Source organism: Planococcus citreus (genome assembly GCF_003664125.1).
Classification (GTDB): Bacteria; Bacillota; Bacilli; order Bacillales_A; family Planococcaceae; genus Planococcus; species Planococcus citreus.
Map to the genome: position 1 here is coordinate 269,413 of NZ_RCCP01000004.1, position 18,092 is coordinate 287,504.

Here is an 18,092-nt window from a genome sequence, read left to right on the forward strand (position 1 = left end):
TTTGAGTTCAAAAGATATTTTATTTGAATCTTATTATAATAATGCATTGACAATTAACAGAAGTTTTAGAATAATGAAAAAAGATAATATCTATTATCCTTAAAATGGAAAGGGAGGGGGAAGGGCGAATCATCACTTATGATAGGCCGTCCGTAGGCTTATTTGTTAGCGTTTTCAAAAAAGGAGTGAGTCGATGATCTGGGTTCTTACATTGAGCCTTATCACCATCGTGTCCGTAGTCGCTGGGTTAAAAAGACGGAAGGTCGTCTATTTTTTCCTTCCATTTGCATCGCTATTTGCATTCATGCTCGTCAAGGTCATAATGGTGCCACTCCCATTCCTGGATACGGTCCGTTTCATTTTCCAGTTGAGGGGGTGAACTTCGCAATAGAGGAATTCGGCTTCTAAACCGGCAAAGGGGTGGGTAATTTGAGGAAGATCGATAAAAAACAAGCAGATGCGTATTTCCGGACTCGTACCACGTTGGTCACCATCTATTTACTGATCGGGTTTTCGGCATCTTTCGGGGTCGTCATGTTCGCGGAGGAATTGTCGGGCTTCAGCGTCAATGGAATGCCTTTCCATTATTTCATGGGAGCGCAAGGGGCAGTGTTGACTTTCATCATCTTGCTTTTCGTTAACGCCATCGTCAATGACCGGATCGACAAAAAATTCGGTTTGGATCAAGACTTGGAAGACAAGAAATAGCAAAGGGCTTCCGACTAACTGAAAGCGATGGATAAAATTGCATAATCGACAAGGGGGAGAAGCAGTGGATTCACAATTTCTCGTATCACTTGTATTGATCCTGGCAACATTCGGCTTGTACATCGGCATCGCCGTCTATAATATGGCCAGGCAAACATCCGACTTTTATGTAGCCGGGCGTAATGTTCCTGCAGTGTTCAACGGGATGGCGATCGGCGCCGACTGGATGAGTGCCGCGTCGTTCATCGGGATGGCCGGAACGGTCATGTTGCTCGGATATGACGGCCTTGCCTATATCATGGGTTGGACAGGCGGATATTTGCTTTTGACTTTCCTATTGGCGCCGCAGCTCCGGAAATCCGGGCGCTACACGGTGCCGGAGTTTATCGGCGACCGTTATAGCAGCAGTACCGCACGTTTAATCGCGGCAGTTGCGACCATCATCATCAGTTTTACATATTCTATTGGGCAGCTCTCGGGATCCGGCGTCGTCATCGGCCGGCTGTTGGAAGTGCCGACAGCCGTCGGGACAATCATCGGTGTCGTCTTGATCGCTTTCTACTCGGCACTTGGCGGGATGAAAGGGATTACGTGGACGCAGGTGGCGCAATACCTGGTCCTGATCATCGCCTATTTAATTCCTGTCATTTTCATGTCGCTACAATTGACAAGCAATCCGATTCCTTGGCTGTCTTACGGACGGATCATCGGGGAACTCCAGCAGCTCGATCAGCAGCTTGGCGTTTCTGAATACGTTGTGCCGTTTACGGAAGCGACCAAATGGCAGTTTTTGGCACTCATGTTTACATTAATGGCCGGAACAGCCGGGTTGCCTCACGTTATCGTGCGTTTCTACACCGTTTCTACAATGAAAGCAGCCCGTTGGAGCGGGGCGTGGGCATTATTGTTCATCGGTTTGCTTTACTTGTCGGCACCGGCTTATGCCGCATTTTCACGTTTTATCTTGATGACTCAAGTGGCGGGCTCTTCAATTGCTGATTTACCGGCTTGGACGGCTTCGTGGGTGAACACAGGCTCGTTGTCGGTTGCTGATACAAACGGCGATGGCATCCTGCAGTGGGAAGAAATCGTCATCAGCAACGATATCGTGGTCATGGCAACGCCTGAAATCGCCAATCTCGGTGTCTTTGTCATCGGGTTGATGGCCGCCGGCGCAATGGCCGCGGCACTATCGACAGCGGGTGGGCTGATGATTGCCATTTCAGCCGCTCTCTCTCAGGATATCTATTACCGTTCAATTAACCCGAAAGCGACGGAAAGCCAGCGACTGCTCGTCGGCCGTTCATCGATCATCATCGCAACTGTTGCAGCCGGCATCGTGGCGCTGAATCCACCAGGCGCGATTACGCAGATCGTGGCATGGGCATTTGCGCTTGCATCCGGAACGTTCTTCCCGGCACTGATTCTCGGTGTGTGGTGGAGACGGGCAAACGGGCCGGGCGTCATTGCCGGCATGCTGGTCGGGTTGACGGTCACCTTGACGTATATTTTCGCTGCTAAATTCGGCGGCTTTACGATTCTCGGCATTATCGATACAGGCGCCGGGGTCTTCGGGGCAACGGCGGCGATCTTGACGATCATCATCGTTTCATTGGCGACGAAGCCGCCATCGAAAGAAACACAGGAAGAAGTGCTGGACTTGCGCTATCCAGAAGGCATGACATATAAAGACGGTGAAGTATGGCGCACCGATCCGGTCGAAACCAAACGTCCGGAGCATTGAAAAAAGAGCGGAAGCCCGGGCTTCCGCTCTTTTCATAGTGTTGAATAAGTCTAGGATCCACTAAACTTTTAAAAACGTGATTGCGTTTTGACATTTAAAACTCAATGACCTATCTAAGTATTTGGAGAAGCGTTCGCTCGTAACCCCTTCTGCTCAATAATGCTGCGCATTACTTTCGCAAAGATAATGTCTCCCGTAGGTCGACCTTATCTTTCCTGTGGATCAGCGAGACGACCGAGACCCCGCAGGAGCGTAGTGACGAGGAGGCTTGGGCGCGAGCCCACGGAAAGCGAGCGATATGCTTCGGAAAATACGATTTCTTAACTTTCTCGATAAGTTGAAAAGAGCGGAAGCCCAAGCCTCTGCTCTTTTCTACGTGCGCCAAATGGGAGTGACGGTCTTTATTCTTTCCGGAAAACCCAAGCACGTTGGGCCACGAAGCCGAAGATGAACAGCACCGTATCGACCATCACTTTCAAGATCACTTCTCCGCGGCCGAGCCATTCTGCATACAAGAAGTGGACCGATGCGGCGGAAGCGCCCATGATGAAAGCCGCCAATATATAATAGCGCAGCAAGGATTGTTTGGAGCCCTGCTTAAAGACTTTATTGCGGTTGATATAGTAATTGAACAGGGAAGACAGGATACGTGCCGCCACCGTGGCGATGATGATGAACATTTCCGGGGATTCGTCGCGCAAGAGCTGGACGAACAGCCAGAACAAAGCGATATCGAGCCCAAATGAGGCTAAGCCTGAGAGGCCATAAAATATAAAGATCTTGTATATATGGTAGGAGTCTCGGAGCGGATGGAAATGGGACGACTTATTCTCGTCCAAGTAAACCGTTTCAATCGTCACTTCCACGACTGGGATATAATTCTTTTTCAAAGCTGCGAGCATATTCATTTCATATTCAAAGCGTTCGCCCAGTACATCCAGAAGCCTCGGCAGGAATTTCACGGGAATCCCGCGCAGGCCCGTCTGTGTGTCCGTTAAATCTGCGCCGGTCGACAATCGGAACAAAAGGCGAGTGAAACGATTGCCGAAGCGGCTGCGGAACGGGATATTGGGTTGAGAAAAATCCCGAGCCCCCAGCACCACATGGTTCGGCGATGCTTCAAGTTCATTTGCGATTTTGACCATATCCGATACCATATGCTGGCCGTCTGCGTCGGCTGTGATGATGGCTTCGATCGGCAGTTGATGATTGAGGATGTAATGAAAAACTGTCTTCAATGCGCGCCCTTTTCCCTGATTGACCGCATGAGTCAATAAAGTCACTTCCGGCAGTTTTTCCAGCTCATCAAAAAAGCCTTTATAGGCGGGGCCGCTGCCGTCATTCACGACGATAATCCGGGAAAAGCCGGCAGAGATCGCTTCTTCGATTGTAAGTTTGCATGGCTCTTCCGGTTTATAAGCCGGAATGACGATGGCGAATTGTTTCACAGGCAACCTCTTTCCATTTCTGACACCCAGAAATAAGGTACTGGCATATGTTTCTATCTCTATATAATGATACTACCCCAATTCCGGTTCTTTAGTCTTGCTCTTCAGGAATCTTGTAGCGATTTTAAATAAGGATCAATTCTTAATCAGGCATAGGGCTTAATCGGCAACGACATCTTCAGGGCGATAGCCGTCTTGCAACTGGCGGATCGATAAACCGAAGTCCATTTGAAGATGGGGATAATCTTTGAAGCGTTGCCAGTCGCCGCCCCATTCGAAGCCGAGCTCTTTGGCGATGTCCGCTACTTCAAACCAGTCGGAACGCCCGTTTTCGTTGCCGTCGCGCTCGATGTCCCAAACGACTGAGCCGTCAGGCAAGCGCAGCGCGAAATCGATGGCCAGCCCGTAATTATGGTAGGACTCGCCACCTTCTGCATAAGTGACGACGTTCCCGCCACGCGAGCGGCCTTGGGCATGGATCTCGTTTTGCTCTTCAACGGAACGGAAACCGTCGGTGATGAGGATGTCGATCCCGGCTTCTTCAGCTTGCGCGATGAGCTGGTCGCGTTTAGATTCGACGATCGGGTGCAGCCCGGTCGGGAGCGGCCGTTCTGCGCGTTCGTTGCGCTCTTCGATTTCCCGTTCGATCCAAATGAACAAAAATGCACCGATGATGAACAACAACAGCAATGAAAAGACGGTGCGGAATGTTTTCAAGTAATTTCACCTCGTAACTTGATTGTAGCAAAAATCCTTAAGCAAGTATCCGGCAGGAGTTTTTGGTACGATAGGGGAAACAGATTTTTTGGAGGGATACATAATGGTCATTGAATTAATGAAATCACATGCATCGGTCCGCGACTATAAAGACCAGCAATTGACGCGCGCAGAAGTCCATGAATTGGTCGAAGCGGCACAGCATGCAGCTACGTCCCACTTCGTGCAAGCTTATTCCATCGTTTGGGTGACGGATGAAGACAAGCGCAAACGCCTCGGCGAGCTGTCCAAAAACCCGAAACAGATGGAAGGGGCCGGAGCTGTGTTCTTAATGTGCGCCGACTACAACCGGTTAGGGCATGCCGCGAAACTGCAGGGCGAAGACATTGTCTTCGACCAGGCGGAGAACTTGCTGGTTGCGGTCACGGACGTCGGGTTGCTCGCACAGAACTTGGCGCTTGCCGCTGAATCCAAGGGCTATGGCATCTGCTATATTGGCGGAGTGCGCAACAATATGGAAGAAATCAGCAAGCTTGTTGGTTTGCCAGAAGGCGTTTTCCCGGTCTACGGCTTGACGGTCGGCGTGCCGAATGAGTCCAATGAAGTGAAGCCGCGACTTCCTGTAGAAGCCGTGCTTCATGAAAATGAATACGACGAAGCGAAATACGCAGAAATTTTGCCTGCTTACGATGAGACGATCATGTCTTATTATGCCGCTCGCTCGAACAATCAAAAAACCGCGAAATGGAGCGAACAGATGGCGACGTTCTTGAACAAGCCGCATCGCCCCGATTTAAAGGATGTATTGGCGAAACGCGGGTATCTATTCAAATAAGAAGTGCATTCAATAACTGGAATGATTGAGGAGGCTGAGAAGCAATGAAAATCGCGTTATTTGGAGCAACGGGAAGAGTCGGGAGATATGTTTTGAATATGGCGCTTCGTGACGGCCATGAAGTGAAAGCGCTGGTTCGGAGAGCAGATCTTGAACCCCACGCGAATCTGGATATGATTGTCGGAAATGTCCGCAACGAAGAGGACATCCGCCAAACGCTGCAAGGAGCGGATGCTGTGATTAGCGCAATCGGCACCGACCGCACGACTACCTTATCAGATGCGACACCGCTGATCGTGAAAGCGATGGAAGCAGAAGGCATACGGCGCATCATCACCATCGGGACCGCCGGTATTTTGAACAGCCGCTTGAGCCCCGGGCTGCTCCGCTATCAGGGCGGTGATTCCAAGCGTCAACTGACCTTTGCGGCAGAAGAACATGAAAAAGCCTATAAATCATTGGAACAAAGTGATTTGGACTGGACGATCGTATGCCCGACGTATTTACCGGACGGCGAACCGAAAGGCTATTTCCGCTTTGAAGAAAATTACTTGCCTGAAGATGGCAAAGAAATTACGGCCGGCGATACGGCATTATTCGCTTACGAGCAATTGGATTCGGATGATTTCCTGAAAAGCCGCGTCGGCATTGCATATTGAATGACAAAACCCCTTGAACTGTGAAAAGTTCAAGGGGTTTTTGCATGCATCAGGCAGTAACGTCGCGTTTTGAGAATGTCCAATAACTGATCACCATAAAGACCAGGAAATAAACAGTCAAAACGATGAGCGACATGGCCATTGTGATGTCTGGGATGGGCATGAAGCCTGTATAGAATTGAGTCAAATCGGTATGTGTAAACAAATAATATTTGACGATTTCAAAGCGCTGCAACAAGAAGACGAGTTGCACACCGACAAACATCAAGAAAATCGACACGCCGATCGCAAGCGAACTGGAGCGGAAAACCGTCCCGAGCATGAACGCGAACGTACCAATCATCCACGTGCTCGCCAAGCTAAGCACGGATAGTTTCAATGCTTCAGCCCAGTAAGAGCCTTCCACGACTTCCGATCCGTTCCACACCAGGAATGCGCCGTCTCCAACCCCAAAGAAAATCCAGCTGAATAAAGCGATTGATACGAAAGTAAGAATGGCAAATAATAAGGCGAACAACATCGTTGTAATGTATTTGGACGTCAGTATTTTCCATCGTTTAACCGGGCGCGTCAACAACATCTTGATCGTTCCTTGTGAGAACTCAGAAGCAACGATTCCCGCGCCGACGATGACCGTAAACAATGTCACGAGCGATAGCATCATATGGCCATCCAGCACTTGCTGCTGCAGACTTTCGACTTTGAACGGCTCGGCGTCATTGGCCAAGCGGTATTCTGCGATGGCGGCCTGGCCTTCGTAATAATCTTGTTGGGCAGGGCCAATATCCGGATTCTGCAATTGATCCTCGGCTGAAGCCAAGTTCATCATTTCCATCTCCTGCCAATCCATCTCTGGAGCCGGGGAGGTGGATTCGATCCATTTGGTGATGCCGGCATTTGCCAATAAGATGACGATCAATAGAACTGCCATGATCCATGTCGCTTTTTTACTCCATAATTTCATCCATTCATTTTGTATGAGCTTGAGCAATTTCGCCGCCTCCAGTCATTTCTAGGAATTGATCTTCTAAAGTCGTGCGGTGCGGTTGGACAGCGTATAAATCGACACCTGCAGCAGTGAGAAGTTTGATGGCGCCCGGGATGTGCTCCGGTTCTGTATCGATCAAATAGCCATTTTCATGCGGGTGCACCGTGAAGCCGATTTCTTCGAGCACTTGCTTCGCCTGTTCGGCCGGCTTGGCTTCTATGTAATAGCGGGATTGCTGGTGTTCGTTAACATTTTTGATGTCGATCAATTCACCGTTCTGGATAATGGCGATGCGGTCGCACAATAATTCGATCTCTGACAATAGATGGCTGGAGACGAAAATGGCGACATCGTTCTCACGTGCCACTTTGCGCAAATACATGCGGAATTCGCGAATGCCTGCAGGGTCGAGGCCATTTGTCGGCTCATCCAAAATCAAAAACTCTGGATTGTTGAGGAGTGCTTGTGCAAGGCCAAGGCGTTGGCGCATGCCGAGTGAATACGAACCGACTTTTTCCTTGATGCGGTTTTGCATCCCGACTTGCTGGATCACTTCGTCGATGCGGGCTTTTGTCACACCTTTATGCATACGCGCGAAATGCACCAGGTTTTTGTAGCCGGACATGAATTTATACATCTCCGGATTTTCGACAATGACGCCGACTTTTTCGATGCTTCCCTCAAAATCGGTGCGGATCGATTTACCGCCAATCAGGATATCGCCTTGCGTCGGCTTCATCAATCCGACCATCATGCGGATCGTCGTCGTCTTACCTGCCCCGTTCGGCCCAAGAAACCCGGTAATTTCCCCTTTATGGAGATCCAAGTTCAAGTTTTTGATGATCTGCTTTTTGCCGATCGTCTTTGAGAGCTTGCGAATCTCAACAATTTTCTCATTGCTCATATGAGCCACCTCTTTCCGTTTTGCTTCCTTCAGTACTAACGATTCATTTCCCGGAAAGTTTCAGTTTTCTGGAAATCCGGCAGGCTTAACTATCGCCTCAGCGGGAATAAACCAATTAACAACGAATATATGGAGGGTTTGGCTTTATGAATGAATTGCAGGAAAAAGAACAAGTGCTCATGGCGTATTACGCACAGTATTACAAAGGCGCATCTTTGGAGGAAATTCAAGAGCTCGACCGCCGCTTATCGCAAGGTATCGGGGAAGAAAAGTACAAAGAGGCAATGGGTGAATTGAAAGAACAAGGGCTGGTCCATGGCTTGGATGCGGTCGAGGAAAGAAATCAAGACGGCGTCGACTCCCCGATGGCGACAAACGAGGGCATGCTCTATATCAATGATGTCCTCAATCTCCAATCGGATGCGGTAGAAGACCACCAGCTCGATTATTTGGCGAAGCATCTGCAGACGAGCCACCTGGAACTGACGCTAGAGCCGGTGAAGAGCTATATTGAGTCGATCGTCAAAGAACAGGCGGATGAAAAGCCGAATGACAACACGCCTTAAATAGTTGAAAGCCGCTTCTTGAAAAAAAGATGCGGCTTTTTTATGTGTGAAAAATAGTTGGCAAATATTCAACTGCAAGATGGAACAAGACTCGGGGAAGCGGAGTGGAAAAGCTTCCGCTTACGACTGCGTTACAGGGGCACGCTTTGGGTCCGCAGTATGCGAGTTATGCAGCTGATGCGACAAGAACTGCTAGATAGAAAGAAGAGATTTGAAAAGCTTCCGCTTTTCGACTACGTTGCAGGGGGCTGCTTGCCGTGGGGCGGTGTTGAGCCAAAGTGCCAAAGACCGCGGCACGTTTGTCTCGCCAGCCCGCGCGGTCCCACAGGCGTCAGCCCCCTTCCACTGCGTCTCTAGTTTTAGAGTGGTGGATAAGCACTTCAGTCTATTTAATTTAGGCGTAGAATAGCGTCAGACTTTATAGCTCGCGTCGCCTTGAACAAGGGTGATGTAATTGGCAATTCTAATCCCATAGTAAGTTGTTTGGTTTAAGCACCTATTTTTCAAATCCTAAGTCACGGGAAGCGATTCCCCCACTAGCCGGCAACTCCATACACAAGCAGATCTACTTAAACAGTCAGCTTGCAATGAAATCTCTCAGCTGCCGGCGTCAAGGGTGAGCCGAAGCAGTAAGACAGGCGTTCTTCCTGGCTTGCTGTGAGAGGCCAACCCAAAGCCGGGCGGCGACTAGTAGATGAAGCTTAAATCAACATCAGCAACAATTCCACAAGCAAACTTATTCTCACAAAAAAAGAAACCAATGCTAAGCATTGATTCCTTCCACACATATCTGAAGTTAAAGCCCGAGCACGAAGAATGCCAGGAAGATGGTGACGATGACCAAAGTGTTGGTGATCAGCGATGTTCGTTTGCTGACGGGTTCATCAAGTGCCGGGAAGCGTTCGACGAGGCGGATGCCCCCGTAGATCAGCACCATCAACAACGCTAAAGTCAAAATGAGCGGCATATCGTAGACGCGCACGTCGATAAAGCGGATAAAGATAACCGAGAAAGCAAGGATCATGCCGTTGACTAAATTTTTTCGTTTCATAGGAGCTCCTTCAATTCGTTTTCAAGAAACGGTTTGGCGTTTAACAGTTTGGTGAATTCCCGGTAGCGTTCCAATTGTCCCGCTGCCGGTTTTTTGTTCGTGCGGTAAGCGCGGATCAAAATGTTTTTCGGCGTGTGCTCCATATCGATGAACTCCATCAACTGGGTTTCATAGCCGACCAAAGAAAGCAGTTCCGCACGAATGGAATCGGTCGCGAGTGCGCTAAAGCGCTCCTTGATCAAACCGTGCTGCAGCATGACATCGAGCGGTGACGATTGGATTTGGCTATTGAGCTCATGTTGGCAGCACGGCACGCTCAAGATGACGCCAGCGTTCCATTTAACGGCGCGTGCAAGCGCCATATCAGTCGCCACGTCGCATGCGTGAAGTGTCACGACCATATCGACTGCAGTGTCTTGGTCGTAATCGTTGATATCGCCAACGAGGAATTCGAGCTGTTGGTAATCGAGGTCGCGGGCGATGTTCTGGCATTCCTCGATGACGCTTTTTTTCAGGTCAAGACCCGTGACGCGCAGATCGAGCCCTTTTTCGACGCGCAAATAATGATACAGCGCGAAGGTTAGGTAAGACTTGCCGGAGCCGAAATCGAGTATGCGGATCGGGCGATCTTTCGGCAAATGCTCGAGTGCATCATCGATGAATTCGATAAAGCGGTTGATCTGGCGGAATTTATCGTATTTCTGTTTCTTGACTTTGCCGTCTGGCGACTGGACGCCGAGGCGCACAAGAAACGGGTAGGGGATGCCGTCCTCTAGCAGATAGTCTTTCTTTCGATTATGGGACAGATCGGCGGCAGCGCGTGCATCGGCTTCAGATTTATAGCTCACTTTGAATTTTTTGGTCAATTGGATCTGGACTTTTTCGTCGGTGAACTGGAATAAGCCTTGGCGGAAGTCGGTGAATGATTGTTCGAGTTCGGCGACTGCCTGTTCGATTGTCAGGTTTTGGTGTTTCAATATTTGTTCGTATTGATATTCGAACTGGATGCGGTAGCCTTCTTTCAGTTCGACCGGTTTTAATTTGATGCGTTTCAAGTCGTTCGATTTTTGGCGCGGCTGACTGATGGTGGCCGTGACTAGTGCGTGGCTTTGCAGCTTTTCTGCAAGTTGTACGTGCATAGTTTGGAGTTCCATGGAAAATCCCTTCCGTCTTTATGATAGCCTCATTTTAGCACGGCTGGCAGCCTGGGGCGACTTCGCAAGCTGGAAAAGGCGCTTTCCTTTTATTTGGAATTTTGCGATAATAAAATAGATGAAACCGTTTTCAATAAGGGGGACAAAGAAATGGCAATTCTCGATCAAACAGTAGGGGAAATTTTACGGGAGCAGGCGAGAAAGTTTCCGCAGACGGAAGCGTATGTCTATCCGGAAAAAGGCATCCGCAAAACCTATGCCGAATTTGACCAAGAGACCGATGCGCTAGCGAAAGCGTTCATGGGCCTTGGCATCGAAAAAGGCGAGCACATCGCCATTTGGTCCGACAACAAACGTGAGTGGCTGCTCAGCCAATATGCCACAGGCAAGATGGGTGGCGTACTGGTCACCGTCAACACGAGCTACCAGGCGAACGAGCTGGAATATCTATTGAAGCAATCGGATTCCACGACTTTGATTCTGGGGGAAGAATTCAAAGGCACCAATTATATCGAAGTATTGAATCAAGTGTGTCCGGAGCTGGCCGAATCAGAAAAAGGAAAACTCAGTTCGCCCAAGCTGCCGCATCTGAAACGCGTCGTCGTCATGAGCGAAAACAGCTATCCGGGCATCTACACATGGAGCGAGTTTGAAGCATTTGCAGAAAAGATAACGGATGAGCAGCTCGAACAGCGCTTCCATTCGATGGAGCCGGATGAAGTCATCAATATCCAATACACATCCGGGACGACCGGATTCCCGAAAGGCGTCATGCTGACGCATCGCAACGTCGTCAACAACGGGCGTCTCGTCGGCGATATGATGAATTTGGATGAAACCGACCGTTTGTGCATCCCGGTGCCATTTTTCCATTGCTTCGGCTGCGTGCTCGGAACTTTGGCGGCAGTAACACATGCCACGACAATGGTCATCGCAGAGCAATTCGAGCCGAAGCGCGTCTTGCAGATGGTGCAAGATGAGAAATGCACCGCGCTTCACGGGGTGCCGACGATGTTCATTGCCGAACTCAACCATCCCGAATTCGAGTCGTTCGATACTTCGACATTGCGCACTGGCATCATGGCCGGCTCGACGTGCCCGATCGAAGTGATGAAGAAAGTCATCAGCGATATGGGGGCGAGTGAAATCACTATCGCTTATGGGCAGACCGAATCATCGCCGGTCATCACGCAGACCGGCAAAGACGATGCCATCGAAAAACGCGTCGCCACTGTCGGAAAGCCGCATGACGATGTCGAAGTGAAAATTATCGACCCCGTGACCGGCGAACAAGTCGTCAAAGGCATGCCGGGCGAATTGTGCACGAGAGGCTATTTGATCATGAAAGGCTATTACAAAAACGAAGAAGCCACGAAAGAAGCGATCGATTCTGATGGCTGGCTGCATACGGGCGACATTGCGGTTGAAGACGAAGATGGTTATATCTCGATCACGGGCCGCATCAAGGACATGGTCATCCGTGGAGGGGAAAATATCTACCCGCGTGAAATTGAGGAATTTCTCTATCAGCATCCGTCCGTCCAAGATGTTCAAGTCGTCGGGGTGCCGGACCCGAAATACGGGGAAGAATTGATGGCCTGGGTTATTCTGAAAGGGGACGAGACGCTTAGTGCGGATGAACTGCGCACTTATTGCAAAGGGAAAATCGCCCATCATAAAATTCCGCGCTATATTGAATTCATCGAAGAATATCCGATGACCGCTTCCGGAAAGATCCAGAAGTTCAAGTTGCGTGAAATGTCTGAGGAAATCGCTGAGAAGGTCCAATAAACAAGAAGAAGCAACCAGATGGAAATTTTTCATCTGGTTTTCTGTTGCGTATAGTTAGCTAGTTCTTCTTCACTTGAATCGAGATATTCAGAAAAGAAAGTTTAATGTCTTTCTAAATAGGGCACACTAATAACAGAAGTTATCTTGAATATAGGATAATTCGTGCAAGCCACGGACCAAATTGATAAAGGAGAGGTTATGGAATGAGCAACGTAAACTTGGCAATCATTTACTACAGTTCAACAGGAACCAATTATCAAATGGCGCAATGGGCAGAAGCGGCTGCGAAAGAAGCGGGTGCAGAAGTAAAAGTGGCAAAAGTGAAAGAGAATGCGCCGATGGGGGCGATTGAATCGAACCCAGCCTGGAAAGAGCATTACGAAGCGACGCAGAATGTGCCGGAAGCCGACAACGATTTGCTTGAATGGGCAGACGCGATCATCTTCAGCGTGCCGACGCGCTTTGGCCATGTATCTTCACAAGTGCAACAATTCTTCGATACAACCGGCGGCTTATGGGCGCAAGGGAAGCTTGCGAACAAGGTCGTTAGCGCCATGTCTTCTGCGCAAAATCCTCATGGCGGACAAGAAGCTACAGTTCTCGCTGTCTATACAACGATGCATCATTGGGGCGCAATCATTGCGGCTCCGGGTTATACGGACCAATCCTTGTTCAAAGCAGGGGGCAACCCTTATGGAACGAGCGTCAGCGTCGACCAGGACGGCAATATGGTGGAAGACGTAAAAGATGCTGTGGCGCACCAGGCAAAACGCACAGTACAAGTGGCTGGATGGGTTAAAAACGGCTTGAACGGGTAACTAAAAACTACACGCCAAAAAGGCGAATGCTGGCAGACGGGCGAATGCGCCCGTCTGCTTTTTCAGTCGAGGAGGGGTAGTTTGGTATGGCTTAGCTTGCTGTTTGTAATGGGATTTGTCGTCATCCATCTATTTTCGAAAAACATGAATTTCCTGAAAGCCGTACCGCGCAGCCGGTTCTTATCGATTGCCGGCGGCATTTCTGTCGCCTATGTATTTTTGCACTTATTGCCTGAGTTAGGCGAATTCCAAGAAGAGGTCCACGAGGAATTCGGCGGCCCGGGGGAAGGTTTTCTGAGCAACCATATTTACTTAGCTGCGATGGCCGGGCTGGTCATTTTTTACGGCTTGGAGCAAATGGTCAAAAACACGAAGCGCCGGACTGCAGAAGGCAAGTCTTCTTCAGGCGTATTCTGGATTCATATCGGTTCCTTTGCTATGTACAACGGGGTCATTGGCTATTTGATGATGCGCGAGGAATATGAAGGCGTGGTTGGGATGGCCTTGTTTTTCATTGCGCTCGGCGTCCATTTCATCACCAATGACAAGGGCCTCCGGGAAGCACATAAAGGCGAATATGACCGGTACGGCAGATGGCTTCTCGCTGCAGCAATCGTGGCCGGTTGGGTCATCGGGTGGATGACGGAAGTGCATGAATTGATCATTGCATTTCTCATGGCCTTGATTGCGGGCGGCGTTATTCTAAACGTGCTGAAAGAAGAATTGCCCGAAGAGCGGGAAAGTAGTCTAGGTGCTTTTGTAATAGGACTGGCCGTATACTCTATGTTACTATTGTTCATTTAACTAAAAAAATGATGCCATTTATAAAAAAGGGGAATAATCTTTAGAATATCGGGTAGAGTATTAGGTAATGAATCACGTGCGCAATCCTCGCGTTAGTGTCGAAAGGTGATGTTTATGCCATGATCACGAAAGAGGAAGAGGCAGTCTTTGAATATGAACTTCAAAAATTGACGACAGAGTGCCAAGAATGCCTGGATACTTCTTTGAAGAGAAAGATCCAAGATGATGCCTTGTGGTTACAGGCCATCGTTTTCCCAAGCTCCGGAAGAAAGCCGTGAAGTGAGCGAATTTCCGATATTCCAGCCACGCAGCCTCGCTGCGTGGCTTTTCTTTGTGAAATGTGAACCGTTTTGTAACAATTTCCCGGGAAATGACGCTCAGGTCATGCGTCCCCAAAGGAATCTCCCTGTTGCTCCTTTATAATAGGGATAAGTGAAAGAAAGGGCGATGGGAATGGGAAGTTTGAAGCAAATGGCCTACAGCCAGAACAATCGCATACGGTTGTTGTTTCTAGCCTCATTGGCAAAAGGGCTTGCGATGATCGGGCAGGCTTTGTTTTTTGTATGGGTAGCTGATTCAGTATTTCTGAAATCCGCCTCTTTTGAAGACGTGCTGCCGTTATTGGCTGCGTTGCTGGCGGTCATTTTGCTGCGGGCTGGCGCAAGTTATGCGATCGGCCGGCTCGGCATCACGCTGTCTGTGGAAGCAAGACGCCGTCTGCGCCGGGAATTGATTGCTTCGTATAAGGAAAATCCATTGCAGGGGTCGATTGCCGGACAGTCGGGGCGGAAAGTCGGCTTGCTGCTCGAAGCCGTCGATGACACGGATGGTTATTTCAGCAAATATATTCCCCAGATGATCCAAAGTTATACAATTCCGCTGATGCTCCTCGGGGTGATTTTTTATTTGAACTGGACGACCGGGCTGATTATCTTGATTACAGCGCCGTTCATCCCTTTGTTCATGGCGATTGTCGGCAAAAGAACGAAACAAAAAGCGGATGAGAAAGTTGAACAATTGGCTGGATTTTCAGGCGCTTTTCTCGATGTGCTGCAAGGTTTGACAACTTTGCGCTTGTTCGGCCAGGCGAAGCGGCAAAGCGACACCATTCGGGACAATAGCTTGAAGTTTCGCGATTCGACGATGGACGTCTTGAAATCGGCTTTCCTGTCTTCTTTGACGCTTGAATACATTTCCATGCTGAGCATCGGGATCGTGGCGCTCGAAATCGGTTTGCGCCTTGTCGTCTTCGATAGCATCACGTTTTTCCCGGCTTTCCTCGTCATGCTGCTCGTGCCGGATTTCTTCAATTTATTGAAAGAGTTTGGCAGCGCTTTTCATACGGCGAGAGGCAGTGCAGCATCTGCTGAGCTGTTGACAGAAGAATTGGCGAAAAACCATCAACCGGTTGAGTGGGGTGAATTCCCAGTCAATGCACCGATTGAGTTAGCAGTAGAGCAAGTCGGCTTTCAGTACGGAGAAGGGTTCCAACTCGAACCGGCAAGTTTCAAGCTCGACGCGGGAACATCTACCGCGCTGGTCGGGGCAAGTGGCTCCGGAAAAAGCACCTTGATGAATGTCATGGCTGGATTATTGCCGGCCACCAGCGGGCGATTGCTGATCAACGGCCTCCCGCAAAAACAAGTGAGCGAAGATGAATGGTTCGGGCAATTGAGCTATATTACGCAAGATCCTTATTTATTTGCAGGGACAATTAAAGAAAATATCGAACTCGGGTCGAATCAAGCCGTGGCGAAACAAGAATTGATTGCGGCGGCTCAGAAAGCGGGCATCCTGGAATTGGTCGAATCGCTTCCTGAAGGATTCGACACGGTGATCGGCGAAGCGGGGCGTGGATTGTCCGGCGGCGAAAAGCAGCGGCTCGTGTTAGCGCGTGCATTTCTCAAGAAGCCGTCGTTATTGTTTTTTGATGAACCGACAGCAGGGCTCGACCTTCATACAGAGCAAGTGCTGCAAAGGGCCATCGAAGAGTTGTCGAAAGAAGCTACCGTTATCACGATTGCACACCGTCTGCACACGATCCGGAACGCATCACGCATTATCGTCTTGGACGCAGGGAAGGTGGAAGCCATCGGCACGCACGAAGAGCTAATGGATAGCTTCAGCCCGTACCGTTCCATGATTGAGGCGCAGCAAGGAGGCAAACAGGCATGGGTGAATTAAAAACGGTTTTTTGGCTGACGCTAAAAGAAAAACGCGACGTCGCCCTTGCCATAATGTTCGGCTTCCTGGCGGGGCTTGCCGGTGTTGCGCTTCTTGGGGCAAGTGGCTATTTGATTTCCAAAGCGGCTTTGACTGCCCAAATGACGACCTTGGTCGTGATGGCAGCATCGCTTAAATTATTCGGCTTTGCAGCCGCCATTACCCGTTATGCGGAACGGCTGTTTTCACACCGCGCAACATTTACGATGCTCGGCCATTTGCGCGGCAGTTTCTTTGAGCGGCTGGCACCACTCGCACCGGGCATTTTTCAGCGCCACCAGAGCGGTGATCTGTTATCGCGCATCGTTGGCGACGTGGAAAGTTTGCAAAATTTCCTGCTGCGCGTATTGTACCCACCGATTGTCGTGGGCATGATCTTGGTGGCCACAGTGTTCTTCACTTCGTTTTATTCACTGCCCATGGCCTTGATCGTCTTGGTAGGCGCAATTTTTGTGGTCGTCATCCTGCCCGCGTTCTTCGCTCTCCGGAGACGGAAGAAAACACATGCGACAGGAGAAACCCGTGGAGAGTTTGCGGCCGCATCGGCGGAATTTCTTTACGGATTCAAGGATTTGAAAATCCATTTGGCGCTCGATCAAAAAAGCGCAGAATTACAGGAAAGCGCACACCGTTACGAACAGGCCCAGCAAAACGAAGGGCTTGAAGAAAACCGGGTTCAGTCCGTGAATGCGCTTGTGGCTTTTCTGGCTTCGTTTTTCGTTTTGGCAACTGGGGCGTATTTCGTGTCCATCGGGGAATTGTCCGGTCTGTATTTGGCGATGCTTGTCATGGTATCGCTTGGGGCATTTGAAAATGTCGGTCCACTCGCTGCACTTCCGGCGTATTATGAAGAAAGCCGGATCGCTGCGCGCAGGCTTGACGAAGTGGTGGACGAAGAACCGGACAACAGCACCGGTACGATGCCAGAGGGGCCGGTGGATATTCAGGCGAATCGCATCTCCTATCGCTATCCGAATGACAGCCGCTTATCGCTCGATGAAGTCAGTTTCCAGTTGCCGCAAGGATCTAAAACGGCGATTGTCGGCCCGAGTGGTTCAGGTAAGTCGACTTTATTGCAGCTATTGCTGAAAGTGGCTGTACCCGAGAATGGCGAAATCCGTTTCGGAAATGAAGCGCTTAGTGGCATGTGCCCAGAAAATGTATGGGAGCGCATGAACATTGTGCTTCAGGAGAATCATTTCTTTTCAGGGACAATCGAGAGCAATTTGCGCATTGCGAATGAGCAGGCGGACACAGAACAATTGCACGAAGCACTCGAACTCGTACGCTTGGGACATTTGGAGCTGTCGGCGCCGGTTTACGAAAAGGGCCGCAACTTGTCGGGCGGTGAAAAGCAGCGCCTTGCGATGGCTCGTGCGTTTCTGAAAGGCGAACGGCTATGGCTGCTGGACGAACCGTTTTCATCGGTCGACGGCGTAACGGCCCAATCCATCTACAGCGAGCTGTTCACCCGTCACCCACAGGATACGTTTGTCATCATCAGCCACGATTTATCGGGGCTTGAAAACATGGACCGCATCCTGGTGTTGGAAAACGGACGCTTGATCGAACAAGGCAATTACCAGGAATTAATGGAACGCCGCGGCTATTTCTTCGGCTTAAAGAAAATAGAAGAGCAAGTTTTCGTCTAGGTTGGCCGAAAACACAGCAAACAAAAAGAC

At 49.7% G+C, this 18,092-nt stretch carries 16 protein-coding genes; 10 read left to right on the forward strand and 6 right to left on the reverse strand.

Annotation, left to right across the window (positions count from 1 at the left end; genetic code table 11):
* Window positions 1-429: 429 nt before the first annotated feature.
* The gene (locus DFR62_RS13585) at window positions 430-708 is read left to right on the forward strand and encodes a DUF4212 domain-containing protein (RefSeq protein WP_058381882.1); all 279 of its coding nucleotides are present in this window, start codon (window positions 430-432) and stop codon (window positions 706-708) included.
* Window positions 709-772: 64 nt separating this feature from the next.
* Window positions 773-2,452, forward strand: a complete 1,680-nt coding sequence (locus tag DFR62_RS13590; RefSeq protein WP_121300881.1) for a sodium:solute symporter family protein — start codon at window positions 773-775, stop codon at window positions 2,450-2,452.
* A 401-nt stretch (window positions 2,453-2,853) separates the two neighbouring features.
* On the opposite strand, the gene DFR62_RS13595 is transcribed toward DFR62_RS13590, so the two are convergent.
* Window positions 2,854-3,900 carry a bifunctional glycosyltransferase family 2/GtrA family protein gene (locus DFR62_RS13595; RefSeq protein ID WP_121300882.1) on the reverse strand — a complete coding sequence of 349 codons (1,047 nt, stop codon included), beginning with the start codon at window positions 3,898-3,900 and terminating at the stop codon, window positions 2,854-2,856.
* A 159-nt stretch (window positions 3,901-4,059) separates the two neighbouring features.
* Window positions 4,060-4,617 (reverse strand): M15 family metallopeptidase, encoded by a 558-nt coding sequence (locus DFR62_RS13600; RefSeq protein WP_121300883.1) that lies wholly within the window; start codon window positions 4,615-4,617, stop codon window positions 4,060-4,062.
* A 103-nt stretch (window positions 4,618-4,720) separates the two neighbouring features.
* Here DFR62_RS13600 and nfsA point away from each other — a divergent pair, with 103 nt between their 5' ends.
* Window positions 4,721-5,452: an oxygen-insensitive NADPH nitroreductase gene (nfsA, locus tag DFR62_RS13605; RefSeq protein WP_121300884.1), complete on the forward strand. Its 732-nt coding sequence runs from the start codon at window positions 4,721-4,723 to the stop codon at window positions 5,450-5,452.
* A gap of 44 nt (window positions 5,453-5,496) precedes the next feature.
* A complete protein-coding gene (locus tag DFR62_RS13610) occupies window positions 5,497-6,111 on the forward strand; it encodes an NAD(P)-dependent oxidoreductase (protein WP_121300885.1) in 615 nt (204 codons plus the stop codon).
* Window positions 6,112-6,160: 49 nt separating this feature from the next.
* On the opposite strand, the gene DFR62_RS13615 is transcribed toward DFR62_RS13610, so the two are convergent.
* Window positions 6,161-7,102 (reverse strand): ABC transporter permease, encoded by a 942-nt coding sequence (locus DFR62_RS13615; RefSeq protein WP_121300886.1) that lies wholly within the window; start codon window positions 7,100-7,102, stop codon window positions 6,161-6,163.
* Window positions 7,080-8,003: an ABC transporter ATP-binding protein gene (locus tag DFR62_RS13620; protein ID WP_121300887.1), complete on the reverse strand. Its 924-nt coding sequence runs from the start codon at window positions 8,001-8,003 to the stop codon at window positions 7,080-7,082. Before DFR62_RS13620 ends, DFR62_RS13615 begins: the two co-directional genes overlap by 23 nt.
* Window positions 8,004-8,149: 146 nt before the next feature.
* Here DFR62_RS13620 and DFR62_RS13625 point away from each other — a divergent pair, with 146 nt between their 5' ends.
* Window positions 8,150-8,569 carry a hypothetical protein gene (locus DFR62_RS13625; RefSeq protein WP_121300888.1) on the forward strand — a complete coding sequence of 140 codons (420 nt, stop codon included), beginning with the start codon at window positions 8,150-8,152 and terminating at the stop codon, window positions 8,567-8,569.
* A 796-nt stretch (window positions 8,570-9,365) separates the two neighbouring features.
* Here the strand turns inward: DFR62_RS13625 and DFR62_RS13630 are convergent.
* Both DFR62_RS13630 and DFR62_RS13635 read right to left on the reverse strand, forming a co-directional pair.
* Entirely contained in the window at window positions 9,366-9,620 is a 255-nt protein-coding gene (locus DFR62_RS13630; RefSeq protein WP_058381873.1) for a hypothetical protein, read from the reverse strand.
* The gene (locus tag DFR62_RS13635; protein ID WP_121300889.1) at window positions 9,617-10,774 is read right to left on the reverse strand and encodes a class I SAM-dependent methyltransferase; all 1,158 of its coding nucleotides are present in this window, start codon (window positions 10,772-10,774) and stop codon (window positions 9,617-9,619) included. The genes DFR62_RS13630 and DFR62_RS13635 overlap by 4 nt, the downstream gene beginning before the upstream one ends.
* Window positions 10,775-10,924: 150 nt before the next feature.
* On the opposite strand from DFR62_RS13635, the gene DFR62_RS13640 reads away from it, so the two are divergent.
* The 5 genes from DFR62_RS13640 (at window position 10,925) to cydC (ending at window position 18,062) form a co-directional block, all read left to right on the forward strand.
* A complete protein-coding gene (locus DFR62_RS13640) occupies window positions 10,925-12,565 on the forward strand; it encodes an AMP-binding protein (protein WP_121300890.1) in 1,641 nt (546 codons plus the stop codon).
* 203 nt (window positions 12,566-12,768) lie between these two features.
* Entirely contained in the window at window positions 12,769-13,383 is a 615-nt protein-coding gene (wrbA, locus tag DFR62_RS13645) for an NAD(P)H:quinone oxidoreductase (RefSeq protein ID WP_121300891.1), read from the forward strand.
* Between the two features lie 81 nt (window positions 13,384-13,464).
* The gene (locus DFR62_RS13650; RefSeq protein ID WP_121300892.1) at window positions 13,465-14,187 is read left to right on the forward strand and encodes a ZIP family transporter; all 723 of its coding nucleotides are present in this window, start codon (window positions 13,465-13,467) and stop codon (window positions 14,185-14,187) included.
* A gap of 453 nt (window positions 14,188-14,640) precedes the next feature.
* Window positions 14,641-16,371, forward strand: coding sequence for a thiol reductant ABC exporter subunit CydD (cydD, locus tag DFR62_RS13655; protein WP_121300893.1), 1,731 nt, complete (start codon window positions 14,641-14,643; stop codon window positions 16,369-16,371).
* Window positions 16,359-18,062 carry a thiol reductant ABC exporter subunit CydC gene (gene cydC, locus DFR62_RS13660; RefSeq protein WP_121300894.1) on the forward strand — a complete coding sequence of 568 codons (1,704 nt, stop codon included), beginning with the start codon at window positions 16,359-16,361 and terminating at the stop codon, window positions 18,060-18,062. The genes cydD and cydC overlap by 13 nt, the downstream gene beginning before the upstream one ends.
* Window positions 18,063-18,092 lie beyond the last annotated feature (30 nt).

Bases quoted from the DNA above. Each gene is read 5' to 3' on its own strand.
- DFR62_RS13620 (WP_121300887.1), bottom strand. From the start codon at position 8,003: ATGAGCAATGAGAAAATTGTTGAGATTCGCAAGCTCTCAAAGACGATC.
- DFR62_RS13610 (WP_121300885.1), top strand. From the start codon at position 5,497: ATGAAAATCGCGTTATTTGGAGCAACGGGAAGAGTCGGGAGATATGTT.
- nfsA (WP_121300884.1), top strand. From the start codon at position 4,721: ATGGTCATTGAATTAATGAAATCACATGCATCGGTCCGCGACTATAAA.
- wrbA (WP_121300891.1), top strand. From the start codon at position 12,769: ATGAGCAACGTAAACTTGGCAATCATTTACTACAGTTCAACAGGAACC.
- cydC (WP_121300894.1), top strand. From the start codon at position 16,359: ATGGGTGAATTAAAAACGGTTTTTTGGCTGACGCTAAAAGAAAAACGC.
- DFR62_RS13640 (WP_121300890.1), top strand. From the start codon at position 10,925: ATGGCAATTCTCGATCAAACAGTAGGGGAAATTTTACGGGAGCAGGCG.
- cydD (WP_121300893.1), top strand. From the start codon at position 14,641: ATGGGAAGTTTGAAGCAAATGGCCTACAGCCAGAACAATCGCATACGG.
- DFR62_RS13630 (WP_058381873.1), bottom strand. From the start codon at position 9,620: ATGAAACGAAAAAATTTAGTCAACGGCATGATCCTTGCTTTCTCGGTT.
- DFR62_RS13625 (WP_121300888.1), top strand. From the start codon at position 8,150: ATGAATGAATTGCAGGAAAAAGAACAAGTGCTCATGGCGTATTACGCA.
- DFR62_RS13635 (WP_121300889.1), bottom strand. From the start codon at position 10,774: ATGGAACTCCAAACTATGCACGTACAACTTGCAGAAAAGCTGCAAAGC.